At 53.1% G+C, this 26,916-nt stretch carries 24 protein-coding genes; 22 read left to right on the top strand and 2 right to left on the bottom strand.

The features are described from left to right. Positions 1–133: 133 nt before the first annotated feature. Entirely contained in the window at positions 134–1,357 is a 1,224-nt protein-coding gene (locus F1728_RS14115) for a protein-L-isoaspartate(D-aspartate) O-methyltransferase (RefSeq protein WP_155364655.1), read from the bottom strand. A gap of 217 nt (positions 1,358–1,574) precedes the next feature. On the opposite strand from F1728_RS14115, the gene F1728_RS14110 reads away from it, so the two are divergent. From F1728_RS14110 to F1728_RS14025, 18 genes are all read left to right on the top strand, one after another. Continuing rightward, entirely contained in the window at positions 1,575–2,402 is an 828-nt protein-coding gene (locus tag F1728_RS14110; protein ID WP_155364654.1) for a HEAT repeat domain-containing protein, read from the top strand. A 447-nt stretch (positions 2,403–2,849) separates the two neighbouring features. After that, entirely contained in the window at positions 2,850–3,446 is a 597-nt protein-coding gene (locus F1728_RS14105; RefSeq protein WP_155364653.1) for a type IV pilus modification PilV family protein, read from the top strand. Next, positions 3,427–4,341, top strand: coding sequence for a prepilin-type N-terminal cleavage/methylation domain-containing protein (locus F1728_RS14100; protein ID WP_155364652.1), 915 nt, complete (start codon positions 3,427–3,429; stop codon positions 4,339–4,341). The genes F1728_RS14105 and F1728_RS14100 overlap by 20 nt, the downstream gene beginning before the upstream one ends. After that, positions 4,325–6,292, top strand: coding sequence for a hypothetical protein (locus tag F1728_RS14095; RefSeq protein WP_155364651.1), 1,968 nt, complete (start codon positions 4,325–4,327; stop codon positions 6,290–6,292). Before F1728_RS14100 ends, F1728_RS14095 begins: the two co-directional genes overlap by 17 nt. A gap of 65 nt (positions 6,293–6,357) precedes the next feature. After that, complete coding sequence (locus F1728_RS14090; protein WP_194242819.1) at positions 6,358–6,951, top strand: pilus assembly FimT family protein; 594 nt, start codon at positions 6,358–6,360, stop codon at positions 6,949–6,951. 39 nt (positions 6,952–6,990) lie between these two features. Next, the gene (pilM, locus tag F1728_RS14085; protein WP_155364649.1) at positions 6,991–8,064 is read left to right on the top strand and encodes a pilus assembly protein PilM; all 1,074 of its coding nucleotides are present in this window, start codon (positions 6,991–6,993) and stop codon (positions 8,062–8,064) included. Positions 8,065–8,165: 101 nt separating this feature from the next. Continuing rightward, entirely contained in the window at positions 8,166–8,900 is a 735-nt protein-coding gene (locus tag F1728_RS14080) for a PilN domain-containing protein (protein WP_155364648.1), read from the top strand. After that, entirely contained in the window at positions 8,893–9,501 is a 609-nt protein-coding gene (gene pilO / locus F1728_RS14075; RefSeq protein ID WP_194242818.1) for a type IV pilus inner membrane component PilO, read from the top strand. The genes F1728_RS14080 and pilO overlap by 8 nt, the downstream gene beginning before the upstream one ends. 183 nt (positions 9,502–9,684) lie before the next feature. Further along, positions 9,685–10,284, top strand: coding sequence for a hypothetical protein (locus F1728_RS14070; RefSeq protein ID WP_155364646.1), 600 nt, complete (start codon positions 9,685–9,687; stop codon positions 10,282–10,284). A 65-nt stretch (positions 10,285–10,349) separates the two neighbouring features. Then, complete coding sequence (locus F1728_RS14065; protein WP_155364645.1) at positions 10,350–12,764, top strand: hypothetical protein; 2,415 nt, start codon at positions 10,350–10,352, stop codon at positions 12,762–12,764. A gap of 2 nt (positions 12,765–12,766) precedes the next feature. Beyond that, positions 12,767–13,828, top strand: coding sequence for a tetratricopeptide repeat protein (locus F1728_RS14060; protein ID WP_155364644.1), 1,062 nt, complete (start codon positions 12,767–12,769; stop codon positions 13,826–13,828). Between the two features lie 215 nt (positions 13,829–14,043). Then, on the top strand, positions 14,044–15,510 hold the full coding sequence (locus F1728_RS14055) for a sensor histidine kinase (RefSeq protein ID WP_155364643.1): 1,467 nt from the start codon (positions 14,044–14,046) through the stop codon (positions 15,508–15,510). Positions 15,511–15,652: 142 nt separating this feature from the next. Beyond that, positions 15,653–15,964, top strand: a complete 312-nt coding sequence (locus F1728_RS14050; RefSeq protein ID WP_155364642.1) for a response regulator — start codon at positions 15,653–15,655, stop codon at positions 15,962–15,964. Positions 15,965–15,997: 33 nt separating this feature from the next. Beyond that, on the top strand, positions 15,998–17,506 hold the full coding sequence (locus F1728_RS14045) for a GGDEF domain-containing protein (RefSeq protein ID WP_155364641.1): 1,509 nt from the start codon (positions 15,998–16,000) through the stop codon (positions 17,504–17,506). Positions 17,507–17,517: 11 nt separating this feature from the next. After that, positions 17,518–17,853: an STAS domain-containing protein gene (locus tag F1728_RS14040; RefSeq protein WP_155364640.1), complete on the top strand. Its 336-nt coding sequence runs from the start codon at positions 17,518–17,520 to the stop codon at positions 17,851–17,853. Between the two features lie 17 nt (positions 17,854–17,870). Continuing rightward, positions 17,871–19,628, top strand: a complete 1,758-nt coding sequence (locus F1728_RS14035; RefSeq protein ID WP_155364639.1) for a GspE/PulE family protein — start codon at positions 17,871–17,873, stop codon at positions 19,626–19,628. A 35-nt stretch (positions 19,629–19,663) separates the two neighbouring features. Continuing rightward, complete coding sequence (locus F1728_RS14030; RefSeq protein WP_155364638.1) at positions 19,664–20,737, top strand: type IV pilus twitching motility protein PilT; 1,074 nt, start codon at positions 19,664–19,666, stop codon at positions 20,735–20,737. A 27-nt stretch (positions 20,738–20,764) separates the two neighbouring features. Beyond that, a complete protein-coding gene (locus tag F1728_RS14025) occupies positions 20,765–21,970 on the top strand; it encodes a type II secretion system F family protein (protein WP_155364637.1) in 1,206 nt (401 codons plus the stop codon). On the opposite strand, the gene F1728_RS14020 is transcribed toward F1728_RS14025, so the two are convergent. Then, complete coding sequence (locus F1728_RS14020) at positions 21,967–23,316, bottom strand: AI-2E family transporter (RefSeq protein WP_155364636.1); 1,350 nt, start codon at positions 23,314–23,316, stop codon at positions 21,967–21,969. The two genes, F1728_RS14025 and F1728_RS14020, sit on opposite strands and share 4 nt — an antisense overlap. Positions 23,317–23,592: 276 nt before the next feature. Here F1728_RS14020 and F1728_RS14015 point away from each other — a divergent pair, with 276 nt between their 5' ends. The 4 genes from F1728_RS14015 to dnaN all read left to right on the top strand — a co-directional run bounded on the left by F1728_RS14015 (position 23,593) and on the right by dnaN (position 26,916). Further along, on the top strand, positions 23,593–24,168 hold the full coding sequence (locus F1728_RS14015) for a glycine cleavage system protein R (protein WP_194242817.1): 576 nt from the start codon (positions 23,593–23,595) through the stop codon (positions 24,166–24,168). 41 nt (positions 24,169–24,209) lie between these two features. Further along, a complete protein-coding gene (locus tag F1728_RS14010) occupies positions 24,210–24,677 on the top strand; it encodes a DnaA ATPase domain-containing protein (protein ID WP_155364634.1) in 468 nt (155 codons plus the stop codon). Next, positions 24,635–25,246, top strand: coding sequence for a helix-turn-helix domain-containing protein (locus F1728_RS32585; protein WP_155364633.1), 612 nt, complete (start codon positions 24,635–24,637; stop codon positions 25,244–25,246). The genes F1728_RS14010 and F1728_RS32585 overlap by 43 nt, the downstream gene beginning before the upstream one ends. A gap of 539 nt (positions 25,247–25,785) precedes the next feature. Next, positions 25,786–26,916, top strand: a complete 1,131-nt coding sequence (dnaN, locus tag F1728_RS14000; protein WP_155364632.1) for a DNA polymerase III subunit beta — start codon at positions 25,786–25,788, stop codon at positions 26,914–26,916.

The raw sequence follows: 26,916 nt of genomic DNA, 5'->3' as shown, positions 1-26,916 counted from the left end.
TCTCAGACGCTGTTTTCCAAGGTGTGCAGCCCGTTTTTAAACGGAACGATGGCGAATCGACGCATCTCGGCTGATGTGCGCGGATCTTGATCGATGCTGAGAAAACAGGTGAATCTGAAATCCGAAGCCGGCTTCAGTCGATCTTTTCAATTTTGAGATCGTCGACCTTAAGTGTTCCCGTGCCTCCGTTCAAACCCAATTGAATCACGGCTTCGCGGGCCTGAGGTGGCACGTTGATGGTCTTTTTTACCTGGTGCCAGTCGCGGCTGCCAATCCAGGGTCCGAGGTAGGCCTGCCCGATATTGCGACGGATCTTATCATAAAAATGAATGATCAGTCCGGGCTTTTGATAAGCCTTGGTTCCCTGTGCCGTATTCAGGTAACCGACCTGCATGCTGATTTCGAGACTCTTGATTTTGGAGCCGTCGATCGCCATCCCCTGCAGAATCTGTGAAAGCTGATCGCGGACGTCATTTTCAAACTGCAGATAGGATTTGCCTTCGGGTGCCTCTTCCGTCATACGTGAGACGCGGCGCTGATAGTGCCAGTTATCGACTTTCTGATCCTGGTTGGCATCAACTTCAAACGTACCGTTAACGATTTCCGGATGCAGGGGATCCGGTTTGACTTCCCGATTGTCTTCCGAGCGTCCCGTCATGGGGACGAACAGGGTGGGAATCAGGCGTTTGTGTTTGAGCTGTCCCTTTTCTTTCTGGAACAGATGAAACACCTGCTGATACCGTTCACCGAGGGGAATCAGCAGTGTGCCCCCCTCTTTAAGCTGATCGATCAGCGGCTGGGGAACTTTTTCCGGTGAGCAGGTCACGATGATCTTGTCGAAGGGTGCCTCTTCCGGCCAGCCGAGATAACCGTCGCCAATCCGGGTGTGTACGTTATCGTAACCGAGTTGTTTCAATCGGACCGCGGCCTTCTTACCGAGACCCTCGACAATTTCAATCGTGTAGACATCCTTGACCAGTCCAGAGAGGACGGCTGCCTGGAATCCGCTGCCGGTACCAATTTCGAGCACCTTGTCGGTCGGCTGAGGATCGATGGTTTCGGTCATGTAGGCGACGATATAAGGGGGGGAAATCGTCTGTTTGTAGCCGATGGGGAGCGCCAGATCCTGGTAGGCCAGATGTTTGAGATTCGAACTGACAAACTCGTGGCGGGGCACCTGACGCATGGATGAGAGCACGCGCTGGTTTTTAATGCCCTCGCCTTCAATGTAACGCGTGACCATCTCGTTACGCAGGTTGCGGAAATATTCGTTGTTTTGTGAAAACGCGGGCTGGCAGAGCCCCAGCAGAGCGGTCAGGAAAAGCAGACTGAGCACATTTTTATTCAATCGCTGCATGAAATCTTCCTCTGGTCAGCGGAGAGGTTTAAATGGTGTTTATTTGTATGATAGTGATGAAATTATAGCAGTTTGGGGTATTTCAAGTTAATGGCGATTTTTGATTTCAAAGCGGGATTAGACAGATTGGTTTATGATTTTCTGATTTCTATCCACACAATCACCAGAATCCGCTATCATTCGGCGGTGTGATAAACTTTTCAGGATTCTTAAGTGAATGGACTCCCGGAACATGCGACCGTTTTTCGTTGTACTGAGTATTGGATGTCTGTGGTGCCTGCCTGGATTGCAGGGCTGTAGTAGTGGTGATGCTTCCTCGAAAGCTGAGACGGCTCAAGCGGCTGTCAGCGAGGAATCGGAGGGCACCGAAGAAACCGTGCCCGAGCCGGACACAGATGAATTGAAGACCGTCAGTGTCAGTGAACCCGTCGATCCTCAGGCCGAGGTCAAAGAGGCTTTCGAAAAACTGCTCGCGATCCGTACCGAACCCGATCCCGATGAATGGCAAGCTGCCGATAAAAAGCTGGCCGCCTTCGGTAAGACGGCCGTTCCCACATTGACCGAAGGGCTTTCCCATACCGATCCGGGAGCACGTGAACTGGCCAGCATGTATCTGGCGAGCCTGGGACCTGATGCGGAAGCGGCGGCCCCTGCACTGGTGGAAGTCCTGTCGGATGAATCCCCGTTCACGCAGGTCAATGCCGCCTCAACCCTGACGCATTTTCCCAAACACCGCGACAAGGCAATTCCGGTGCTGATCGAGCTGACCCAACACAGCGATCCCAATACAAGACTGACGGCCGTCTATTCGCTGGGAAACCTGGAAGAACATTCGACCGCGCAGGTAGAGGCCATCCAGGCGGCTTTGAATGATGAGAACAGCGACGTCCAGCTGGCGGCTATTAAGGTTCTGGGCCAGATGGGTCAGCCCGCGAAAGCTTCGTTGACCGAACTTCAATCGCTGATTGACAACCAGAATACCAGCGACGATCTCCGCGAAGCAGCGGTCGCTTCACGTGACCAGATTGAACAGGCGCAAAAATAGGCGCGTCGGCGGCCAGTCTTTCTGCTGACTTTTAAGCTTTCAACAACGCTCCCGGTCTGTCTCGCGCGCCGGTTGTAGCGGTTCCCGCAGTTGTAGTATTTCGCAAAGCGGGGATCTTCACGAAAACTGCCCCGACGCTGAGGATTTTCAGAGATCTTTTTTAATTCTGTTTGACTCCCGGGAAAGCTGACCTACTTTTACTGGCAGAGAGGGGGCAACAATCCTCTCGCCAACATACGAACATCATTTTCCTCCGCTTCTTCACCGAAGCGAGGATCTACAGCGCGGCAAGGAAAGCTGGGAGCTTTGAGGGGACCTTGCCGCGCTTTTTATCTTAAACCATCTGTCTGGATGGTGCTGGATATCCAGGTCGCCTTTGCTGCTTTGTGAAAGAACGAACGGCAAATTCGATCGGCACCCTCAGGCGGACTGTTATGGAAAAAGGTCATGGCAACCAGACACAGGTTGCAGCGATCTCGCCGCACCGGAATCACACTTGTAGAATCGTTAGTCTCTGTGACCATCACAGCGATTGCCGGTACTGCTCTGTTCTCTGCCATAGGTGCTTCTCTGGGTGCCAGCTACTCGACCCTGAATTCCAATATCGGCGCAGGCCTGGCAGATCAACTGCTGGAAGAGATGTCAGCCGTTCGGTTCCCGACCTCCAGTGATTCCCGTCCCACCGCGACCGGAAACCGCAGTCAATTCAATGATCTGGATGACTATCACAAATGGTCCTCCACGCCGCCGGAGAATAAGACCGGTTATGCACTGGGCAGTGAGCCACTGACCGTTCTGAGCACCTACCCGATTGCCCGTCCCACACTACTGAAACCCGACAGCGATTTTTTACAGCGACTCACGCGCGAAGTCACCGTGGAAAAAATTCGCCTGAACAGCAGTTCGGAATGGGAAGTAACAACCAGCGACACCGATTATCGTCGCGTGACAGTCACCATCAAACTGGCGATGCAGGCCGGTGCTCCCAGACAGACCATTAAGGAAACCACACGTATTTTCAGCTATGTACCACTATCACCCTGATCAACGCGAGAACAAAACACGCCGTGCGAGTGGCCGCCATTCGGACTGCGTTTGCTGCTGCGCAGGCACTACTTTACGCGCGCGAGGTTTTACTCTGGTGGAACTGCTGATGGCCATGTCGATCTCGGCAATTCTGGTCATGGCACTTGCGGGAATCGTCACCGCCACGCAGTCCGCCTGGAGACACACGCAGGGAATAGAAGATTCTCAGGCCGAAATCAACGCGTCCTTCGACCGGATGCGGATGATGATCTCGCAGGCTGGCATTTACCAGGTGAATGGCCAGGCTCCCGAAGTGGGGCTGGCAGTCGTGACCCGCGCCTGGAATTACATTGATGTCCCGGACATTCTGGTGGTCTGGTCCGGCGGACGTAACGGGGGGATCAGCCAGAATGGAACCTTAAACCGGCTGCCCCGGATGAACGAAATTTTGATTTACACTTCGGATCCCGCAGACGCGCATCAGTTTGTCGAAATCGCGTTGCCCGATTCTTCGGCGGAGATCGACTTTAACAGTTCCGCATTCGACAACACGATCCGCACAGCGATCCAGTCCAGCCAGGCGGAGAAGGCGCTTCTGAGCAAGCGGCTGAAGAACAGTCAGTACCTGCTCTCGGGAAGCCCGTGGGGACCAACGGCGTCGAATCTGATTTTCACGATTACCCGTACCCCCGATGATGCAAGTCTGCAGGCTACGACTCCTGGTACGAGTGCCTGGATGAATCTTTCCTGGCCGCAGGGCACTGTGAGTGCGACCAGCGGGCTGCGTCAGGTGACCGTGAATTATGAAATCCAGTTTGAGACCGCAGAACAGAACACGTTAACCGACATCAATTCGGAAACCGCATTACCGTTTTTTGGATCCAGTTCGAGGTTGTATGCGTACACACCATAAACTCCTGAAGGCCTGCCTGCGACAACATGGCTCGGTGCATCAGCACTGCCATGACCGCTCAAAGTGCGCACCGCGATCTGGAGTTTCGCTGATCCTGGTGATGTTCGCCTTGAGCATGTCGCTGGTCTTAACATACTCATTCATTCAGACACAAAGCGTACAGACTCAAATCTCCGCTAATGGATCACGTCGCGATCTGGCACGAAATGCAGCACGGGCCGGCATTTCAGATGCTCTTAACCGACTGAATTCACTTGACTGGCAAGGCGTCAGCGATCAGTACGAGCGACCATTTCAAGCGGACGCGGATGGCGATTGCAGTTATGCGGTTTCTTTCGCAGCCGTCGGTAATTCGCTCAGTTCGGTACTCGAACTCAATGTCTCTTCGCGGGGGACCTGGACTTCAGCCGCCGATTCCAACATGAAATCAGAACACGAGATTACAGCCCGGGTTCGGCTGGTACCGCGACTTCAGGGACGGACGATTCTGCCGGGCGACTCTGCGGTGGCTTCTGACCAGATCAACAATGACGGCGACTTCGATCGTGTCACTGATTATGTGCTGTTCGCAGAGCAGGGTTACACGTCACTCAACTTCGATCCGGCCACTCGCTTCGACGGGAACATCTGGATCTATGACCAATATAACATGTTCAACGATCCGGCCTGGGGGTCAACGGTCCGGGATACCTATCTGCAGGATGTGGGGAACCGGTTTGTTGCATTTCCCGAGGGTGCGACCAGCCTGTCGGATGCCCGGATCTCCACGCCCCACCCGATTGCAGGGAATATCACTTTTTATAACTACCCGAATTACGCGGTCCGCGATGATCTGTCTGACCTGAAAGTGAGCTGGGCAACGACTGCCGAGCGATTGACCATTCCCAGCACCGATTATGCCGCTTTCTCCTCTTACCGACTGTATGAAGGCGGTCCTCTATATCAGGCCGAAAGGTTGGGTTCGACTCTGTATAACCGGACTTTGAAACCGACGGCCGACAACCCCCTGGGTATCTATTATCGCTCGGGAAATCTAAGCGTGTATGACCGCGTGACCATTCAGGGAACGCTGGTCTGTACGGGGAAAATCTATTTTTATGGCAAACAGATCCACCTGACCGCCTTCAACTGGAAAGACGATAGTGGGGACGCCATCGTGACGGATTCTCAACTCTGGCCCCAGTTACCCAGCGTGGTCGCCCAGAATATTGAGTTCGGACGTGAGACGCAGACCACCATCGAAGGTGCTACCGTCAGTCAGGGTAGCGTGAAAGGGGGCGGCGGCTCGCTCAGCTATCCTTCCACTCTCAATATCAGTCTGAGTGGTACGGCAACTGCAGCTCCTCAAGGTCAACCTTACAGCACGATTCAGTTGCAGGAATACAAAATTCTCAGCAGCCTGACATCGAACGGTGACTATGCGATCTGGCTGGAAACAACGGGTACAGGGAACACGGGCACGACGGGCAGCTGGTATCCCATCGTTGGCTTTGATCACGGTCAGCAGCAGTTAACGGTTCGGGGAGAAATAGAACAGTCCACCCCTACCTCTTATCGCATTGAACGACACAAACGCAACTTGATTCAAATCCGTGGACCGGTCTGTGCAGAAACTTTTGATTTCAACCGGATCAACGAATGGGTGCTTTACAGCTCTCTCTGGAACGACCGGCTCAGCAACTGGAATTATACGAATTATCTGAGACGTATTCTGGGAATGAGCGACATCGGTTTCAGTGAATGGCTGGAGTACCCGGGTAACTTTGCCGGGTGGGACAGTTACTACCAGACCTACGGAATCAGCCTCGAACCAACGCTGCAGATCCAAAACCTGGTCGCACGGGAATATCGCTGGGAGCCTCCGCTATTTCAACCCTACGACGGCGGCGATGCCAACCCGGAACTCGCCGGTTATCGCTGGTCACTGATTGACTGGAACGAAACAAACTAAACGACAGAATCATGATTAACAACCGACACCAAACAACCTGGCAACACAGCAGAGGGGCTTGCAGCATGCAGTGCACCCGACCGCGGAGCCTGCACACTTTGCAGAATCAATGTGGACGTTCGGGGTTTACGCTGGTTGAAGTGTTGATTGTGGTCGTACTGATTTCGATCCTCGCTTCGGTCTCCCTGCTTTCCATTGACTCGAGTACATCACACTCCCTGGAGACCACAGCGCGGATGCTGGTGGCTGACCTGCGGCTGGCCCGGAATCATGCCATTCAGTTCAACACCGAATACACGGTGGAATTCGATCTCAATACGCAGACATACGAAATCGTACACAGCGGGGCAGGTACCGCACCTGTGCCTGAGAACAGCCTGGCGGGGTCATCCGCGGACAAAACGAAATACATTCAATCCGTACAGAAAGATACTTTGAACCTGCCCGATCGGGTCGTCATCAGCCAGATCTATCTGAAGACCTCTGACACCGAAGTACGCGACCTGGCTTTTGAAGCGATGGGAGGCACCGGGCCGGGACGCAGCGAAGATACCATGATTGTCATCTCCACGACCCGCAACGGGACCACCTTTTCCATCCCGATTACGGTCTCCTGGATTACAGGCCAGGCGTGGGCAGATGAAATACAGACCAACTGAAACTATAGAAATACCTGATAATAGACAGAATCAATCAACATGATTTCCTTACCTCGTTCACAATATACACCCATCGGTTTGCAGCTGGGCCCCAGTTCGGCCACGCTGGTGCAGTTGACCGGCCCGAAACAGAATCGGGTCGTGCATGCCATTGCCCAGGAGCAGTTCGACCTGGATGACCGACTCACTGCCGATGAACGCGACACAAAGATCGCCGCTGAACTGCGGCGGATCCTGGTTGACCACCATTTCAAAGGCCGCCGTGTGATCAGTTGCCTGGGTTCGCAGGAACTGTTCATTCAAAACGTGAGACTGCCTCAACTGCCGACCGAAGAAATCGCGAAAGTGGTCGCCTGGGAGGCGGAAGAACGTCTGCCTTACCCGGTTGCGGAAGCGGAAATCCGTCATCTGCCTGCAGGACAGGTACGGCAGGAATCGAACACCAAGCAGGAAGTGATCCTGCTGGCCTGTCATAACGGAATTCTGGAGCGGCATTTGAATCTGCTGGAACAGGCGGGGCTGACTGCAGAGGCGATTGACGTTGAGCCATCGGCCACGCTGCGTTGTTTTCATGATGAGAAACATGAGCTGCAACTGAACTCGGTGAGCTGTTATCTGAATTTTGGTGACGCCGCCACCACCGTGATTTTCGCCGATCAGCAGAACGTACTGTTTCTGAAATATATTATGCAGGGGAGTAATCACCTGGACCGGGCCGTGGCTGACAACCTGGATCTGCCACTGACCGAGGCGATTCGCCTGCGAAAGATTGTGACCAATTCTCCGACGCTGGATGCCAGTGATGAGCTGCACCGGTCGGTGATTGATTCGATCCGCTCTCTGCTGGAATCGATCAGCACAGAAGTGGAGAACTGCCTGCGATATTACAAAGTGACTTTCCGCGGGAAGAAACTGGACCAGCTGATCGTTACAGGCAACGAGTCGAGTCCGTGGCTGATCGACTTTCTTTCAGAGCGACTGAATACGGACTGCCGGATGGGAAACCCGTTCGAACGCTTGAAGAGCTGGCCGACTTCCACCTCGATTCTGGAACGACCTGGCAGATGGAGTACCGCCATGGGACTGGCCATGAAAGAAAGTTCCGACAAATAACACATGTCTCAGAAAACATCTGAGACAAACCATATACCAACAAGATAGCTACCAGCGAATCCGAGAGCCGGATTTGTCAGCAACCCGTTAAGGGCGAGATCATGATACCTGAAATTGATTTTTTACCTGCCAGTTATCGCGAAGTGCGACGACGACACCGGAACCGGATCTGGCGTCGTTCGATTGTCGTCATCTTCCTCACGCTGGTGACCTTAAGCACCGTGCGACAGCGGGAAATTCAGCACGAACTGCAGACGAAAAAGGAGACGCTGGAAAAGCACATCCAGCAGATGCATGAGCAATTGCAGGACCCTGCACAGCTGACACAGCAGATTGAGCTTGCCGACGTGCGGGCCGATCTGCTGGCCGGGTTGCTGCTGGATGAATCACCGGCACAGCTCCTGGCAATCACGAGCCACTCTCTGCCTGAATATGTCTCGTTAAACGAATTTCAATTCCTGTTTGAAAAAGTGGCGAGTAAAGAGAAGCCGGCGAACGTCAAACTGAAAAAAACACCAGAGAACGTGGTTCCTGAAAAGCTGGATCTCGAAAAGCTGAAACAGCACCGGACGGACGAACAACTGGTGCTGCTGGTGCAGGGGATCGCCCCCGACCATCTTTCGATCTCCGGTTATATGTCTAACCTGGATCGACTGGGCGTGTTTAAAGCCATCGATCTGATTCAATCCAACGAGACGATGTTCGAAGGAGAACCGATGCGGCAGTTCCGTCTGCGCATCGTGGTGAAAGCACCAGGCATGTTTCTTCCCCCACTCGATCACCGGTTGACCGCCGGTCTGGATCACCCCCCGACAGGAGGTTATGGCCATGAATGAAAAATTACGTCGCGACAGCCTGATTACCATCATCAGCCTGGCGGTAGTGGTCGCCTTGTTTACTTTTGTGATTTACCTGCCGGGGCTCAAGAGCAAACAGCAGCTCAACAAGCAGATCGCTTCCATCCAGGAAGAGATCCGCGCGATCCCCACCAAGGTTGAACAACTGGAACAGCTGCAAAAGCAGCTGCAGCAGCGCGAGGCCTTTATCACTCGCATGAAAAAACACATCCCGACAGATAAAGATACGCACCGGGTTCTGCAGCGGGTGGCACAGCTGGCAAATAGTTCCTCGCTGACGGTTTCTTCTCTGAACCCTGGTGAGCCTGTGACATATGCGACCTATCTGAGGCAGCCTTTCACCGTCAATGTGAGCGGACCTTACAAGGGGTTGATCCAGTTTCTGAATGGTCTGGATACCGATCGTCGGCTGTTTACCGTCTCCAATCTGATGCTCACGAGTCAAAACGGGAAAAATACGGGACTTGTCAAAGGAACCGTCGAACTGTCAGTTTACGTATTACGCGACACAGAGAGCGATTTTTCCGATTTTAAGGAAAATAGGGTCAGCCGGTCCTTTCTTTCAACCGATAAAAGATAAAGAGACACTCCCCTTCAAGCTATCCCTGAGGTGAACTTCGAAAACAGGCGTTCTCGCTTATGAACCGAATTTAGATCCGTTTCCCTTCTTGCAGTCATCTATTCCAGATGTGGTGAACTACACGTGAAATCGTTCAGCCAACAATTAGTACACGATTTGAAAGTCAGCTGGCAGAAAACCCTGATGTTAGGGCTGTTACTGCTGGTCGGTCTGTACTTCTGGATTCCGCCTCTCTATCGCGCCATGCGGAGCACATCAGCCCCAGAATTGACGCCTGCGAAAGTGAGTCCGGCACCGATTCCACAACGGCCTCCGGTCGAGACGGAGATGAGTTTCACCCAACTCGATCCCAAAGAAACCACGCTTCACTCCTGGGAACAGTTTGATTCCCTGATGCACACAGATCCGCTGGTGCAGTCCGTGCAGATGGGAGCGATTCAACGCAATCCTTTTGAGGTGAATCGAGACCAGTTCTCGCCCCCCATTCTGTTTGCCGAAGAGCCGCCCGAAACCGAACCCAAACAGGTTCAGATGGAGAAGCAGGAACCGGAAATCAAGGCACTGCCCGACGAGATCGTCCTGACGACTACGATCATCGGTAAATTTCGCAAGGCGGCGATGATCAACAAAAAACTGTATTACGAAGGTAAACCATTCCAGTATGACAATGTGACCTACGTTCTGGAACAGGTCGCAGACCGGAGTGTGATTTTGCGACAGGGCGATCAGACATTTGAATTAAAAATTCAAAACGATCCTTCCGCATTTATTAAATTTGAATAATCAGACGGTTCGCATCACAGGCTGATTCTCAACTGATTCGAACGATCACGGATGATGGTCGAAACATGAAACGACAATATTTTATACCGGCTTTCTGGGCAATGCTGACAGGTCTCTCGCTGCTGTTAATCGCAGCCATGACCGACGTCAAGACACCAGAGTCCCTGTTTATCTCACCTCACCATGCTCGCACTGCGCGCAGTGCGGCACCGCAGCAACAGGCTCCCACGAATAGAGAGCCTCTGCTTGAGGTTTCAGATGAAACAGCTGCTTCTACGCCGGCCCCTCAGCCCGCGCCTGCGCAGCGCGTCGTTGAGACAGCACAACCTGATCGGCAGCCTGAAATTAAAACCGTGGCCCGTACCGTGCAGGCGACACCGGTGCCACAGTATGTCACGCCGGAAGTCAAGACTGCAGCGACCACATCACGAACCGTACAGACGCGGACACTTGTCGATCCCACACTGGAGCAGCCTGTCGATACTCCGTCAACACCGCAGCGTTCCCGCGCGATCCAGTTTCACCTGGCTGAGGAAGTACAAGCTGAGCGCGTGGATCCCACTGAGAAGAAAATGGAAATGCGGCTTGCCAGCCTGACCCGTCAGGTCGATCGACTGACCAATCTGCAGTTGGAAGTCCAGCAGCAGTCCAAAATGGAACTGGCTCAGAATACGGATCGTCTGGAACAGGCGACCAAGCTCCTGCAACAGATGCAGCAGATGAATCAATTGCGCGATCTCGAACGAAAACTGGATGGGATGCAAGGCAAGGCTGACGCAGCTGCACAGCCGAAAACGCCTGCACCACAGGCCACAGCACCGCCGGCTCCCGCCGCCAGTGAAACCAGCGCCCCTGCCGATTCCAAAGCGAAAAAAGAGCCGGTCCTGAAAGTCAGCCCCGATAAGGGAGCCGGGGAAACTTTCTCCCTGCAGATCCAGGATGCGGAGATCATGCAGGTTCTGGACATGCTGGGGGAACTCTCGGGCATGAATATCCTGGCCGGGCAGAGCGTTTCGGGGACGATCACAGCGAACCTCAAGAATGTCACGCCGCTGCAGGCCCTGGATGCCATCCTGCGTTCGCGCGAGTTGACTTCAGAGAAAGAAGGGGAGTTTATCTATGTGATGACCCAGGCTGAGCTGGAACAGAAAAAGAAGTCGAGCCGGAAAGTCGTCACCAAGCTCTATACCCCGTTTTACATCAGTGCCAAGGAATTACAGCAGCTGATCACGCCGATCCTGACGGAAAACGTGGGGATCGTCTCACTGACCACACCCAGCGAAGTCGGGATTTCTCCCGATGAAACGAGTGCCGGCGGTGACTCGTTCGCTCAGAACGATTCCATTCTGGTTCGCGATTACCCTGAAATCCTGGAAGAGGTAGATCGTCTGCTCGAAAAAATGGACGTACCTCCCCTGCAGGTGGTCATTGAAGCGATGATTCTGAACGTCACGCTGAATGATGACATGCGGTTTGGTGTGAACTTCGCCATGCTCAGTGGGAATAACAAGAGCCTGCTTGTCGATGGTAACGGTCAGACATTGAACGCTGCCAGTGGTTTCCCAGGGTCGGGTAGTTCGTCGATCGTCCCACCAACCGGACAGTTTGTGGCTGACCTGGCAGGACTCAAATACGGGTTCCTGCACGGCGACATCAGCGGTTTTATCGAAGCACTGGAAGACATCACGGAAACCAACCTGATCGCCTCGCCTCAGCTGCGGGCTTTGAACAAACAGAAAGCAGAACTGATTATCGGTGATCGCATCAGTTATTCCACAGTGACCCAGAACGGCAATACTTCGATTCAGAACGTGAACTTCCTGGATTCCGGTATCGTGCTTAACCTGCGACCCTTTATTACTCCCGATGGTCAGATTCGGATGGAAATTCACCCGGAACGCAGTTCGGCGACCATTAACTCCTCGACGAATCTGCCCGACCTGAAGACCACCGAAGTCACTACGAACGTCATGGTCCGCGACGGGAATACGGTTGTCATCGGGGGACTGATTGAAGAACGCGTCTCCGATACCAAAAATCAGGTTCCATTCTTAGGTGCGATTCCCGTGATCGGCAATGCGTTTCGCCAGCAGCGGGAAATTACGACCCGTTCCGAGCTGATCGTGCTGATCACACCGCGAATCGTACATCCTGAAGAGGCCAATGCTGAAGGTCAGGCCGAGAGATACGAGGGTGCAGAACGGATTGATAACTTCAAGAAGAGCTTCCTGCCGATCAACCAGGTACGGATTGTCCAGATGCATATCAAGCTGGCCAAGAAATACCTGCGGATTGGAAATCTGCCTAAAGCCAAAGAGCACATCAAAATTGCCGTCCGCCTGGATAAGAACAACACCGAAGCAATTCAGTTGAAGAAGTACATCGAAGATGCACTGATCAACCGTAATCGCCAGATGATCGGACTGCCTCCACTGTCTGGTCCCGAGATGCCGGCTCCGATTGTGGAGGAGGTGCCCTGAGCATGCTGCGGAATCTCAGTTGCATCGCCTGTGCGTTGGTCTGGCTGATCTGTTGCGGCTGTCAGGCGGTGCCGATTTCCACGCTGACGCAGATGTCGGGTGAGGCGCTGCAAGAGGAAACCACACCACAGACCTCAGAGACTTCCTCACGAACCGAGCGGACATCCCCCTTCAATGAACGGGCGAATCAACTCGTAGATCAGGCATTACAGCATTATTCCCAGGGAGAACTGCAGCAGGCCCGGTCGCTGCTCGCCTCGGCACGGGAAATAGATCCCGGGCATATCGGGACGTTTGAAATTGAGGCCCAGCTCTCCTACGACATGGGGGACCGGAAACAGTTTCTGCAGTCGCTTCGGGCGATTCGCGCTGCGAGCCCTCAAGACGCCGCCAAACAGAGTGCCATCGGAACCCTGTTTTTTCAGGCTGGCCAGACACAGGAAGGGATCGCCTGCCTGAAGCGTGCCATCGCGTTGAAACCGCATGAAGAAAACTACTCGTTGAAACTGGCGGCTTTTCTGGAGCAGACCAGCCGCACCGATGAGGCTCATGAAGTTCTGTTACGGGCGCTGCATAAGACGCCGGGCAGCAAACGACTGCCCATCGCCCTGGGTCGCGTCTGTGAGGTCAATCAGCAGTGGTCCGAAGCCAGCATATATTATGCGATGGTGATCAATCATCTGCCCGAAAACCACGTCTGGAGAAAACACCGCGCCCGCTGTCTGTATCACGCCGGGAAGTACCAGGAAGCTTTTGAACAGTTCTCCATCTGCCAGGAAGCAGACCGGGAACTGCTGTCACTTTCAGAAAAAATCGCGTTTGGCGACACGGCGCTGCGGCTGGGAGATCTGGAAAAGGCGCAACAACTGTTCGATGAAATATCTGCTGCCCACCAGCACCAGTTACTCCACGTAGAGGTATTGCGCGGGTTATGCGCAATCAACCGGGGCCAGACAACTGACGCGAAAGCCATTATCGCTACAGCCCGTAAAAAATGGCCCGCTGATCCCACGCTGTTAGAGGTCGCGGCCCTGCTTCCTGCGCAACAGACGGCGGTAAGGTAATCACCTGAACTGCGTATTTTTGCGCAAGATTCATTTGCCCAGCGCAAACTCGCTCCAGAAATTGGACAACCCCGATTTCGTAACCTAGATTTAGAGTGGTGATTTAAGATCACTTCTTAATTGGTGGAGTGCGCTCTGTAGTACTCCAATCTGGATTCGAAACAGGGTATTTCATTTTCAGCAGTATCGTCACTCTGCTGAGAAGGTGTTCGGCAATGAAAAGTTATGGCAAATACTGGGTTCTGGTGGTACTGCTGCTCTTCATGAGTTGTGTAGATAACCTCCTGGTAACCAGCCAGTTAGCTTCTCCCATGCTGGCGCTGGCCGCCTCGCTGGTGGCTTCACTCGTCGGTTGGGCCTGGCTGGTGAAATCCCTGCAGAAAGACCGCGATCAGATCAGTGCCTGTCTGCGGAATCCCGAATTACTGCGTCCGGAACTGAAGCAGAAGAACTTCTTCGGAAACCTGTTCGCGGAAGCCATTCAGAAAATTGAAGAGTCCGATACCGAACTCGTATCGACCACACAGGTTAAGACGATGTTGAAAGCCCGTCTGAATGCCCTCTCGAAGAAAGAGGCCCTGATGGAATCGGTGCTGGATCATCTGGAGACCGGGGTACTCGTCTTCGACGCACAACACACGCTGGAGTTTTCGAACCAGGCCGCATCGAAGTTCGTGATTCCGGAAGCGGACCGCACGCTGAACACCAGTGAATCCGGCCTCGCACTCAATAAGGCCCTCAGCAGCGATGTGGTGATTCGCGAGATCGCCAGCCTGCTCACTAAAACCATTGAACGCAAAGATGCCACGTTAAGCCGCCGCAGCGAGTTCCAGTTAACGGGACTCGACTTCCAGTCCCATTACCGCGCCATCGCCACGAACCTGTTCGATGAAAGTCAGGCGCTGCTGGGAACCGTGATCGTGGTGGAAAACATCGGCGAAGAAAATAATGAGAAGGAACGGCACGCCGAGTTTGTGTCGTCCGTCGCTCACGAGCTGAAAACACCGATGGCCGGGATCAAGGCTTATATCGAGATGCTGCTGGACGGTGACTGCGAAGAAGATGAAGCCGAAGAACTCTATGGCTTTATCAACGAACAGATTGACCGTCTGACTCGACTGGTCAACAGCATGCTGAATCTGGCCCGCATTGAAAGTGGTGTCGTAGAAATCAAGCGGCACGACTGTGAGCTGAATGACATTCTCAAATCGGCCGCTGATGTCATTTCGCCCAATGCCGGTGAAAAAGACATTACGTTTACCTCCGAACTGAGCGAGCTCTATCTGCCCGTACATGTCGATAAAGACATGCTGGGTCAGGCAATCATCAACCTGCTGTCAAATGCAGTAAAATACACGCCGCACGGACACGAAGTCCGCCTGCGGAGCAGAATGGAAGACAATACGGCAGTCATCGAAGTCCGGGATACCGGGATGGGAATTCCAGAAAACTCGCTGCCTCACATTTTTGATCGGTTCTATCGGGTACCCGAGAACAACCGCTCTGCGGCCGGTACGGGACTGGGTCTGGCTCTGGTTCACTTCATTGTGACCAACGTCCATAATGGCTCCATTTCGGTGCAGTCGGTCGTCAATAAAGGAACCTGTTTCACGGTCACCATTCCGCTGGGACATAAAGAACAGAAGAAGAAAAAACAACTGGCATCGCCGGTAACCGTATAACTGAAAGCGTTCGTGACCCGCCCTGGCGCGGTTCGACAGATGGAAAGAACCCAAGGAACACTGCAATGAGTCATCTGGTTTATGTTTGTGACGACGATTCGCACATTGTGCGTGCGGTCAGTATGAAACTCAAAAAGCGGGCCTGGAAGTCGTCAGCTTTCCGGATGGCTATGCCTGTTGGGAACAGGTTCAGGAACGTGCTCCCGAGATGATTATTACCGATTTGCAGATGCCCCGGATGAATGGTCTGGAACTCTGCGAAAAAATTCGCGAATTTGAAGCAACCCGATCAATCCCGCTTACGTTACTGACAGGGAAAGGTTTCGAATTCGATCACGATGAATATATGCAGAATCTGAAAATTACCAATGTTATGGTGAAACCCTTCAGCCCCAAGAAATTGTTAACACAGGTCCAGGAGTCTCTGCAAACGGCACCGGACACGATTGGTTAGTCGCTCAAATTCAGTTTATTGAAACTTTATCTCATGCGAAATTATTACACTGCCATCCAGTTCTGGTCTTACTCCCTGCTGGTAGTCTGCCTGTGTCCACTGGCGGTCTTCCTGGGTGCCTACATGCACTGGCCCCTGGGGGTGGCTCCGTTGCTGCTACTGGCACCTCCGACTGTTCTGGCGGCGGTCTCTTCACCTCGGGTCTGTTACTGGACTATTACAGTACTCTCCATCAGTTCCTGCTTCGCCGAAATTTTCTTTCGCCCGGACCTGGAAGAAGTCAGAAGTACCTACCCAGCGAGCATTATGTGCGCTAGCGTGCTTGTCGGACTGGTACTGCTGATCGATCTCTACATGGGCAAACTGCGTCACAAACTGTCTCAGATGCACGACCAGAATGACGAACTGGTCCGTCAGCTTTACCAGACTCAGAAACAGGCAGCTGCCGATGCTTCGAAATCGGGAATTACAGAAATCAATGACAAACCAGTCAGCGAGCAGAAAGAGAACACAAGTGTCGAGAGTGGCGTGAATTATCCACTGCTCCTGCTGACGCTGCAGGACATCGGTCGTCGGATCTCTACCAATCAATCCAACGAATCTTTGATTCCGACCGTGATCAGCACGGCCAAAGCTTCGCTGCAATGTGAATCATGTCAGGTATATCTCTGGGATTCAAAATCACGGGCACTGAAAAATGCACTGCCCGCGCGAGCCCGCGACCGACTGGACTACCGGCCTGCAGCCAATCATGGCGTAGCCGCCTGGGTGATCGAACATCGTCAGATCGTAATGCGAAACGATGCCGACCAGGATTACCGTCTTAAGAGGATCATCGAAGACGATCCACAGATGCCGGATGCGATTGCACCGCTGACCGTGGGTTCAGAACTGATCGGGTTGTTGATCATCGATAAAATCGACGTGGATTCTCCCACTATTGGCCGCCTGATTTACATTCTTTCCAATATCTACGCGTTGGGCATCAAGAATTCACAGTTGTTCAAACGCATTGAAGAGATGGCCAGCCGCGATGGTCTGACCGGACTGTATAACCATGCGACCTTCCAGGAAAAACTGCATGAACTGGTGAAGGGCGCAGAAGCGCAGTCCACGAGCCTCAGCATCATCATGAGCGACATCGATCACTTCAAATCCTTCAACGATACCTACGGGCACCAGGCCGGTGACTTCGTACTGAAAGAGGTCGCCCGCATCTGGAAAACCGTGATGCCCGATAATGCCGTACTGGCACGCTACGGTGGTGAAGAATTCATTGGCGTCCTGCTGGATCACGAATATTCCCAGGCACGTCAGATCGCGGAAGATTTACGTGAGACCCTGGAAAACTGCCCGATTCTGTTCGAAGGACAGCAACTGCAAGTTACTGCCAGCTTTGGCGTTACAGAATTTCGGCACCCTGCGACAACCACGAAAGAACTGGTGCGGGTGGCTGATGAATATCTCTACAAGGCGAAGGAAGGCGGACGAAATCAGGTGGTCGGCCTGGATACGAACGCCACCAGGAAACCGGGTACATAAGCGAGTCAGACATGCAGATCACAACGGAAGTTTTTGGCAATGTTCTGGTGGCCCATACACCGGATGAACTGACGGATGACACGTCCGGAGATTTCGTCCATGCGCTGTCAGACGCGATTAACGAACAGCATTACCAGGTTGTCCTGCAGATGGATCGCAGCGATCTTCTGGACAGTGCAGGCCTGACGGCCTTACTCGATCTGCAGGATATGACCCGGGAACACGGAGGGAACCTCAAGATCAGCGGCCTGGAAGAACCTGGCAAGAAAATTCTGGAAATGACGCGACTCGACCAGCGAATCGATATTTTCGATTCGGTGATCGAAGCGGTTTCCAGCTTTCAATAAAGATTTAAGAACCAGTCATGAATACCAATTCCCTCTTACAACCGAAAATGCGGCTCGGTGATCTGCTCATCTTCAAAGAGTATGTCACCGCAGAACAGCTGGAGTCCGCGCTGGAGGAACAGTCTCAGGGAGATGGCAGTCAACTGCTGGGTGAGCTGCTGGTCAACAACGAATATTGCACCGAAGAGCAGGTGCTGGAATGCCTTGCTCTGGAATATCGCATTCCCTACGTGCAGCTCGACAGCCGCATGTTCGACTCGAAAATCTTCGATGTTCTGCCACGTGAATTTGTGGAAAAGCATACGGTGCTGCCCCTGTTCAAAGTCCGCAACGTGTTGACTGTTGCGGTAGCGGAACCGACGAACGTCTTCCTGGTCGACCAGCTCCGCGACCTGACCAAGTCAGAAATCCAGATTGTCGCTGCCAGCGCCCGCGAAATCCGCCGGATGGTGCAGACCTACATGCCGAACACGAACGTGTTCGTGATCGACGACATCATCGATGATGCGAACGGCACCAATGTCGAACTGATTGAAGAATCGATCGACGACATCGGCTTCGACGTCGAGTTTGCCGGCCAGAGTCCGATCATCAAACTGGTCAATTACATTATCTACAATGCGGTCCGCGAGGGGGCCAGCGATATTCACATCGAACCCAACGAACAGCAGTTGCGGGTGCGTTATCGCGTGGATGGAGTGCTGCACCAGGCACTTGAGCCGCCCGTGCATCTGGCGCCTGCGGTTTCTTCGCGTATCAAGATCATGGCGAGCCTCGACATCAGCGAACGTCGTCTGCCACAGGATGGACGAATTCACGTCCTGATGGAAGGACGTCCAATCGACCTGCGTGTGAGTACGCTTCCCATGCCGAGCGGTGAAAAGGTCGTGATTCGTATTCTGGATAACCGCAGCGTCAATGTTTCACTCGAACAGCTGGGCTTCAGTTCCGAAGTTCTGGAAAACTTCACCGAACAGCTGGAAAAACCGAACGGCATCATTCTGGTGACCGGGCCTACCGGTAGTGGTAAGAGTACCACCCTGTACGCGGCTCTGAATGCCGTCAGCTCGATTGAGAAAAATGTCTGTACGGTCGAAGACCCGATCGAATATCAGCTGCCGATTATCAATCAGTTCCAGGTGAATGAAAAAATCGGTCTGTCATTCGCCACGATCCTGCGGAGTCTGCTGCGACAGGACCCGGATGTGGTGATGGTGGGCGAAATCCGCGACCAGGAAACCGGTAAGATCGCCATCCAGGCAGCCCTGACCGGGCACCTCGTCTTCAGTACGCTGCACACCAATGATGCGATTTCCGCGATTACCCGTCTGATTAACATGGGCGTTGACGATTACCTGATTGCGGCAGCCGTCAACATGGCACTGGCGCAGCGACTCTGTCGTAAATTGTGTCCGAAATGCAAAACACCGTATGAACTGCCCAAGGCGATGCAACTGGCGGTAGAACGGGTCGGCCTGGAAGCGAACGAATTTTATAAGAACAAAGGCTGCAAGCGGTGCCGCAATACCGGATTTTCCGGCCGAATCGGCGTGCATGAGATTCTGACCGTTGATGATCATCTGCGGGAAATCATCTCATCCAATCCTACGGTGGCAGCAGTCAAAGAATATGCACAGAACAATGGCATGATCCCCCTGCGGTATGACGCTCTGCGTAAAGCCCAGGAAGGACTGACGACAGTGGAAGAAGCCATCAAAGTCAGTGATGACGGCTGGATTCCCCAAAAACCCGCGCTGATCCGTTCCCATTCATAACGGCATCACGCTGAAGAGATAGAGAGTAACGCCCGATGGAAATGAACGATCTGTTACACGCGGCTGTGGACAGTGATGCTTCGGATATCCTGCTGGTAACCGACGCACCGCCCATGTTCCGTATCGACGGTCAGCTGCGCACCACCGCCCTGGAACCGCTGGATCCCGAAACGATTCGTGATCTGTGCGACCAGGTGATGAAGGTGCAACAGAAAGAAATTCTCGAAAAGCAGAAGGACGTCGATTTCGCGATCACGATTCCGCGGCTGGGGCGTTTCCGTTTCAATATCCATGTGCAGCGCGGTTCTCTGGCGGCTGCCATCCGTCGATTTTCCAATGAAGTCTGTGCGTTGAGCAGTTTGGAGCTGCCCCCTGTCGTAGAAGAACTGACGCGGCTCAAAACCGGGCTGATCCTGGTGACCGGGCAGACCGGTTCCGGTAAGTCCACCACGCTGGCGGCCATGGTCGAAGCTATTAATCAGCGGGATTCAAAACATATCATCACCCTGGAAGATCCGATTGAATACCAGTTCCAGCACGGGAAATCACTGATCGAACAAAGGGAGATCGGCGAAGACTGTCCCGGGTTCACCTCGGGGCTGAGACATATCCTGCGGCAGGATCCGGATGTGATTCTGATCGGGGAATTGCGGGATCTGGATACCATTCGGGTTGCCCTGCAGGCTGCGGAGACCGGTCACCTGGTACTCGCTTCACTGCATGTTTCCAGCGCAGCGGGAGTTGTCGATCGACTGGTCGAAGTCTTTCCACCGGAAGAACAATCCCAGGTCCGCAGCCATCTGGCGGAATCGTTAAGGGCTGTCATTACCCAACGCTTATTACCAGCGGCGATGTCCAACGGCCGTGTGGCTGCTGTGGAAATCATGCTGACGAATCGGGCAATTCAAACCAGTATTCGCGAATCGACGACCCATCTGATTCCAGGCATTATTTCGACGAACCGTCGCCTGGGTATGCAGACGATGGAACAGGCTCTCAAAGAACTGCTGTTAAACGGTAAAGTCGACGCGGAAACCGTGGACGAACACCTGCAGGAATTGAAGGGCGAAGCGTCGGGCAAAGAATATTCTCATGGATTACTGGCTTAACAGGATCGATGAGGGACAGGCAGAACCATGCAATTCAAATATATCGCACGCAACACGACAGGACAGAATCAGTCCGGTGAACTGGTCGCAGAGACCAGGGAAGAGGCGGTTGCCAAGCTGCGCCAGGAAGGTCTGTATCTGCTCTCCCTGGAAGAGGCGGATGAAAAGTCATCCAAGGGGCTGGCAGCAACCCGTAAAAAACGGGTCTCTCGAAAGGACGTGATCTATTTCACCAACCAGATGGCGATTATGGTCGACGCGGGAGTGCCCGTGGCCACAGCCCTGGAAGGAATTGCGAAGCAGATTGAAAACGAAACACTCGCCGAGATTCTGGCCTGCATTCAGAAAGACGTTGAAGCGGGAAGCGACCTCTCCAGCGCGCTGAGTGAATTTCCACGGTTGTTCGATAAAACCTATGTGAACCTCATCAAAGCCAGCGAGGCCAGCGGTACGATGCCGCAGATGCTGAACCGCATCGCACAGCAGGCTGAAGAAGAACAGGAAACCATTCAGCAGGTGAAAGGGGCTTTGATCTACCCGGCCGTGATGCTGGTGATGTGTATCGGCATCTGTATTTTCCTGCTGACATACGTCTTTCCCAAGCTGATGCCCATGTTCGCAGCCCGTGGTGCTGCGGTCCCCACACCGACGAAAATGATGATTTTCGTCTCGACGGCCATCACCTCTTACTGGTATCTGCTACTGCTGTTTCTGGCGGCTGTGATCGGCTTTTTCTTCTATATGCGGAATCAGGCCTGGGGCAAAGCGACGTTCGACTGGTGTCTGATTCGGATGCCGGTCTTTGGCTCGATGCTGAAAAAACTGGCCATCAGCCGCAGTATCCGTACGTTGGCCACAACGGTTAACGCGGGAGTTCCCATGCTGGAAGCCATCGAACTGAGCGCTGGTGTATCCGACAATGTCTATTTCAAACAGAGCTGGATGGAGATCAGTGAGCAGGTTACGACCGGAAAACAGATTCACGAGGCACTGGAAGGCAAATCATTATTTCCCCCCACGATGCAGCAGATGATCGCTTCCGGCGAATCGACGGGCCGACTGGGAATGGTGCTCAATAAGCTGAGCGACTACTTTGATCGGGATGTCAAAATTGCCATCAAGTCCGCCACGACCCTGGTCGAACCGTTGATGGTGGTCTGCATGGGCTCGATCATCGGTTTTATTGCACTCTCGATGCTGTTGCCGATCTTCACGCTGAGTACCAGCCACTAATCCGACTCAGGCGATTTCTTCTCCTGCTTCTGCTCTGGCGGGGATTCCGGTGACTCGGGAGACTCTGCTTTTGTTTCCGTCTCTGGCGACGGGCCCTCCACAGGTGCATCTGCCCTGGTAGTCTCTGTCTCTGCTTTGGGTCCTGACTGCTGCTCATCTTCCTGTTTTGCTTTTTCCTCTTCAGGAACCAGGTCGAGCAGGTTATTGCTGTTGAATTTCTCCTTGGAGAAAGCACGAAGCTCGGCATTGAAGATCTGTACCAGTGCGTGCAGACAGGAAGCGACGATCGGGCCGATGAACACACCCCAGAGTCCCATCATCTGCAGTCCGCCCAGCACACTGACGAAGGCGAGCAGGGGATGCAGTTTCGCGTCACTCTGCAGAACATAGGTACGGATGACGTTGTCCAACGTGCCGACCACCAGCGTCCCGAACAGGGTCAGGAAGATCGCAGCCCCCCAGTCTCCCTGGTACATCAACCAGCCGGCACAGGGCCCCCAGATAATCCAGGATCCCATCAGGGGAACCATCGACGTGATCGTGGCGAGGATCAGAAGAATGAAGAAATGCTCGAAGCCGACTATGTATAAGGCGATCGCAGTCATCAGTCCCTGACCAATGGCCGCCAGGAAAGTTCCCAGAACCACGGCCCGCACGACTTTCTGGAACTTATCGATCAACTGCCGCTGGTAATCCAGGTGTACGGGAATCAGGGACTGCGTCGATTCGACGAGCACGTATCCATCGGCCAGAAAGTAATACAGGGCAATCACAAACATGATCCACGCGATCACTGCGGAGAAGATGGTCCCCAGCATCCCCACGGTCGAAGCGGCGAAACCGAGCGAACGCTTGGCGATCGGAACCAGAGTCGCCTGCAGATTCTTCCGGACGAAATCATCAGCGACTTTCGACTGTTCCTGGTTGTTCGTTCCTTCTTCTGGAGCTTCCTCTTTTCCCAGGTATTCGTTGGACCATTCCACAAACTGATGCAGTTTGACGTTACTGACCTCCACTTTTTCGCGGACCGACTGCACGGTTTTGTTCCAGTTGGCTTCATCCAGCGCATTCACCACCGTGGTAAACAGCTGCAGGGAACCCAGGAAAATCCCCACACAAAGAGGAACAAAGATTGCGGAAATGATCAGCGTGGTTGTGATGCCTGCGGCGATCCGGACGTGGCCCCGGACCCGTTTGATGAAATACTGGAGCAGGGGCTGACTGACCATGGCGACCACGGCTGCCAGAAAAAGGGGCAGCAGGAACGGCATGATTACCTTGAAGAAGGTCACTCCCAGGAACAGGATCAGGCAGAAAATGATGCTGAGTGAAACAAGGCGAACCATAAACCAGTTCCCATATTGAATAGATCGCAGAAAAAGCCACGATCGGTTACCCGATCTGAGCTGTTGGCAGATAACAACTTACAGCAATGCAAGCACGAATGATAGTACAAAAGCCTCCTCAGTCTGACGGGAAAGGACTGGGACAGACTTTCAGATTATTTTCGTTTCCTTATCGCAATTTTGAACCCCCATTCGCTACAATAGCGATTCCCTCTCGATTCAGGAACGATGCGCATCGAGATCAGTTTGTCTATCTCGACAGAACCGGAGTCTGGTATGAAACGTTACATTATCTCACTTTTATCTGCGAACCGCGTAGGCATCATGGCCGCGGTCACAACCGCCATGGATGAACTGGGCGCAAACCTGCATGAAGCCAGCATTGCAGTGATCCAGAACTTTTTCAACATCGTGATTGCCGCCGATTTCCCTGAAGAGCGCGATCCAACCCTGATCCAGGAACACATTGAGGGAATCTGTAACGCGTTCAATGTGGATGTTTCCATTAAAGACCCGGATGTAGACGTGCCTTCCATGCTGCCTCCGGAAGACTGCATCAAGTACCTGCTGGCCATCGCGGGAACCAACCGTCCCGGGATTCTCAGACGCATCTCATCCCAGCTGGGACAGGATGGCGTGGACATCATTGACCTGTCTGCCACCAGTTCCTCCGATGGGCAGACATTTGAGATGATGATCAAGGTGGCGGTACCCAAATCGCTCGACATCCTCGAGCTGCAGTCCGTGATGGAGAACATTTGCAGTGACTTTGATGTGTCAGTCGATTTCATCAGCGAATCGGATTCGGCCATCATCAGTTCACAGAGCCAGACGCGTATGTTTAAGCTGTAATACTCCCCGATTGCGGGACATTACTGAGAAAAAGATTTGGGATGATGTCAAAATCCGGTCCATCTCAGCAGCAGTCATTCGAGACACCTTTCAAGATATTGAAAGAATATCAGTATGCCAGCACGGCTGTCTCCGAGTTACTGCACTCTCTTGAGACGCCGGATCCCCAGCTGATTTACCTGTATGGCCCCTCCGGATGCGGCAAATCAGCCCTGATTCATCATCTGTTGCCCGAGTATCTCGCCTTGCATCCCGGGGCAGAATGGGAACTCCTGACCGCGAGCGAATTTGCCGCCCGCTTTGCCCTGGCGTCATCAAACCAGCAAATTACCGACTTTCAGAAAGGGCTGCGGGGACTCGATCTGCTGATCCTGGAAGACGTGCATAGCCTGGAAAACCGCTCTCACACGCAGCAGGAGCTGCTGTCTACTCTCGATGACATTCTGGGCCAGGGGGGCGGATCATCGTGTCTGCGACGAAGCCGCCCGGGGAACTGGCCTTGTTTCTGAAAAAGCTGACCAATCGCTTTCATGGCGGGATCTGTGCGGCGATTCCGCCTCTGGAATTTCAGAGCCGACAGGAATTACTGGAATTCTGGGCCGAGGTGGAAGCAATTCCCCTGCCGAAAAAAGAGCTGACGCTGATCGCACAAAAGAAAGACCTCTCGCCGCGTGAGCTGTTTGCGGTGCTGAAACAGCTGCAAACCGTCAGTCGGATCAATCGTCAGCCCCTGGATAGTCGCTTCGTGAAACAGTATCTGCAGGGCAACCTCGAACCTCCCCGCACAAGTACCGCGAAAATCACGCGCGCGGTCTGCCGGGAATTTAAAACAACCCTGGCCGAAATCCGTTCTGCCAACCGGTCACAACAGTATGTTCTGCCGCGGCAGTGTGCGATGTTTCTCTCCCGGGAACTGACCGATGAATCTTTAGCCAAAATCGCAAATTACTTCAATCGGAAGAACCACAGCACGGTTATTCATGCCTGTCGTCAAATTCAGACCGATCTCGAAAAATCACCTGGATTACGTCAGCAGATTTCTCGCATTAAGCAACAACTGGGAGTATACCTGTTATAGCAGAGAGTGAAATCACAGAGACCCGACCGGTCAGATAAAGGATTCCATCTCGAATTCTCCCGGTTGCTGGTGGCCATTTTGTGCATAACATGTTGATTTCCGGTTGAGAAATGTGGAGCCATTTTCGGGTTCTGAACGCGCTGAAAAGTAGCCTCCACACCCCCTGCTGACTCTCATCATTGCCTCCCCTGCAGCGCCACATTCCATTGACAGGTTATCGACATACAAAGCCTCGTCGACAACCGATATAAGATGTTTCATAGTAACACCTTATATCGATATCTCCTCACTTCTTAACAGAATCTACCTCGCCTAGATAATACTAATAATAAATTAATTAATTTTTAGAGAAAAAGGGTTCTGAAAAACCCCTGGCATGTCGAGATTCGCGTCTCTCCGATGATTGTGAAAATGCTTTGAATCACATAAAATACAGACATCAGAAAATCGATATCTTATCGCTGCCAGAATGAGTTCCAGAAGACATGCGGGGCAGCACAATTTACCCATCAAAAATCTAATACAAAGTTGACTCACACATGAAGCTCAGTTGTTCACGATCGGCCCTGTTGTCCGGTTTCCAGATCATTGGAAGCGTCATCAGTTCACGCACTCCCAAGGAGATCCTGAAGTGCGCCAAACTCGAAGCAGGAGACGGCAAGGCAACCTTGAGTGGAACCGATCTCGAAGTCAGCATCCGTTACGACTTCGATGAAGTGGATGTCACGATTCCCGGAGAGATCCTGCTGTCGGTTCACGAGCTGGTCTCGATCCTGAAAGAATCCACAACCGATTCGGTCGAGATCGAACTGAAGAAGGACGAGGAAACCGAACAGGACTTTATTCTGATTTCCTCAGGCAAGAGCGAATTCCGTCTGTCAGTCCACGATCCTTCTGAATTTCCCGCAGTAGAAACATTCAAAGAATCAAATTACTTCGAAATTCCCATGCAGTCCTTCCGGGAAATGATCCGGCGGACCGTATTCGCGACCGATCCGGAAAGCACCCGCTATGCATTGGGTGGCGTACTGTTCGACGTGGAAGGGGATAAGCTGACGCTGGCGGCGACCGATGGACGTCGTCTGGCGATGGTAGAATCCGCCTGTTCCTATCAGGGATCAGAGGCGTATGAAAACAATCGGCCCGTGATCCCTGCCAAGGCGATGACGCTGATCGAAAAGAGCCTGACCGGCGATGAAGGCAACATCCAGATTGCGATTCGGGCCAATGACGTGATCGTCAAAAGTGGTCGTTCGACAATTTTTGCTCGCCTGGTAGAAGGCCGCTTTCCCAAGTATCGGGATGTCATTCCACCAGAAGCGACTCACAGTATCGACCTGGAAGTCGGAACCTTCTTCGGTGCCGTCCGTCAGGCTCAGATTGTGACCGACGTGGAAACCCGGGGCGTTGATTTTATCTTCAACAGTGGCCTGTTAACGCTGAAGAGTGTGGCTGCCTCTGTGGGGGAATCGAAGGTTGAAATCCCGATTCCCTTTGAAGGCGAGGAAATCGTCATCACCTTTGACGTCCGCTACCTGGCAGACTTCCTCAAAGCTCTGGATTCCGCCGCTCATATCCAGCTGCAGCTGATCGATTCCGACAGCGCTGCCGTCCTCAAGACCGACGATGGTTACACCTACGTGATCATGCCCCTCTCACAGGCACGGTAA

It is taken from the genome of Gimesia benthica, from assembly GCF_009720525.1.
Taxonomy (GTDB): domain Bacteria; phylum Planctomycetota; class Planctomycetia; order Planctomycetales; family Planctomycetaceae; genus Gimesia; species Gimesia benthica.
The sequence above is the reverse complement of the archived record's forward strand: the minus strand, read 5'-3'. Positions and strand labels throughout refer to the sequence as shown.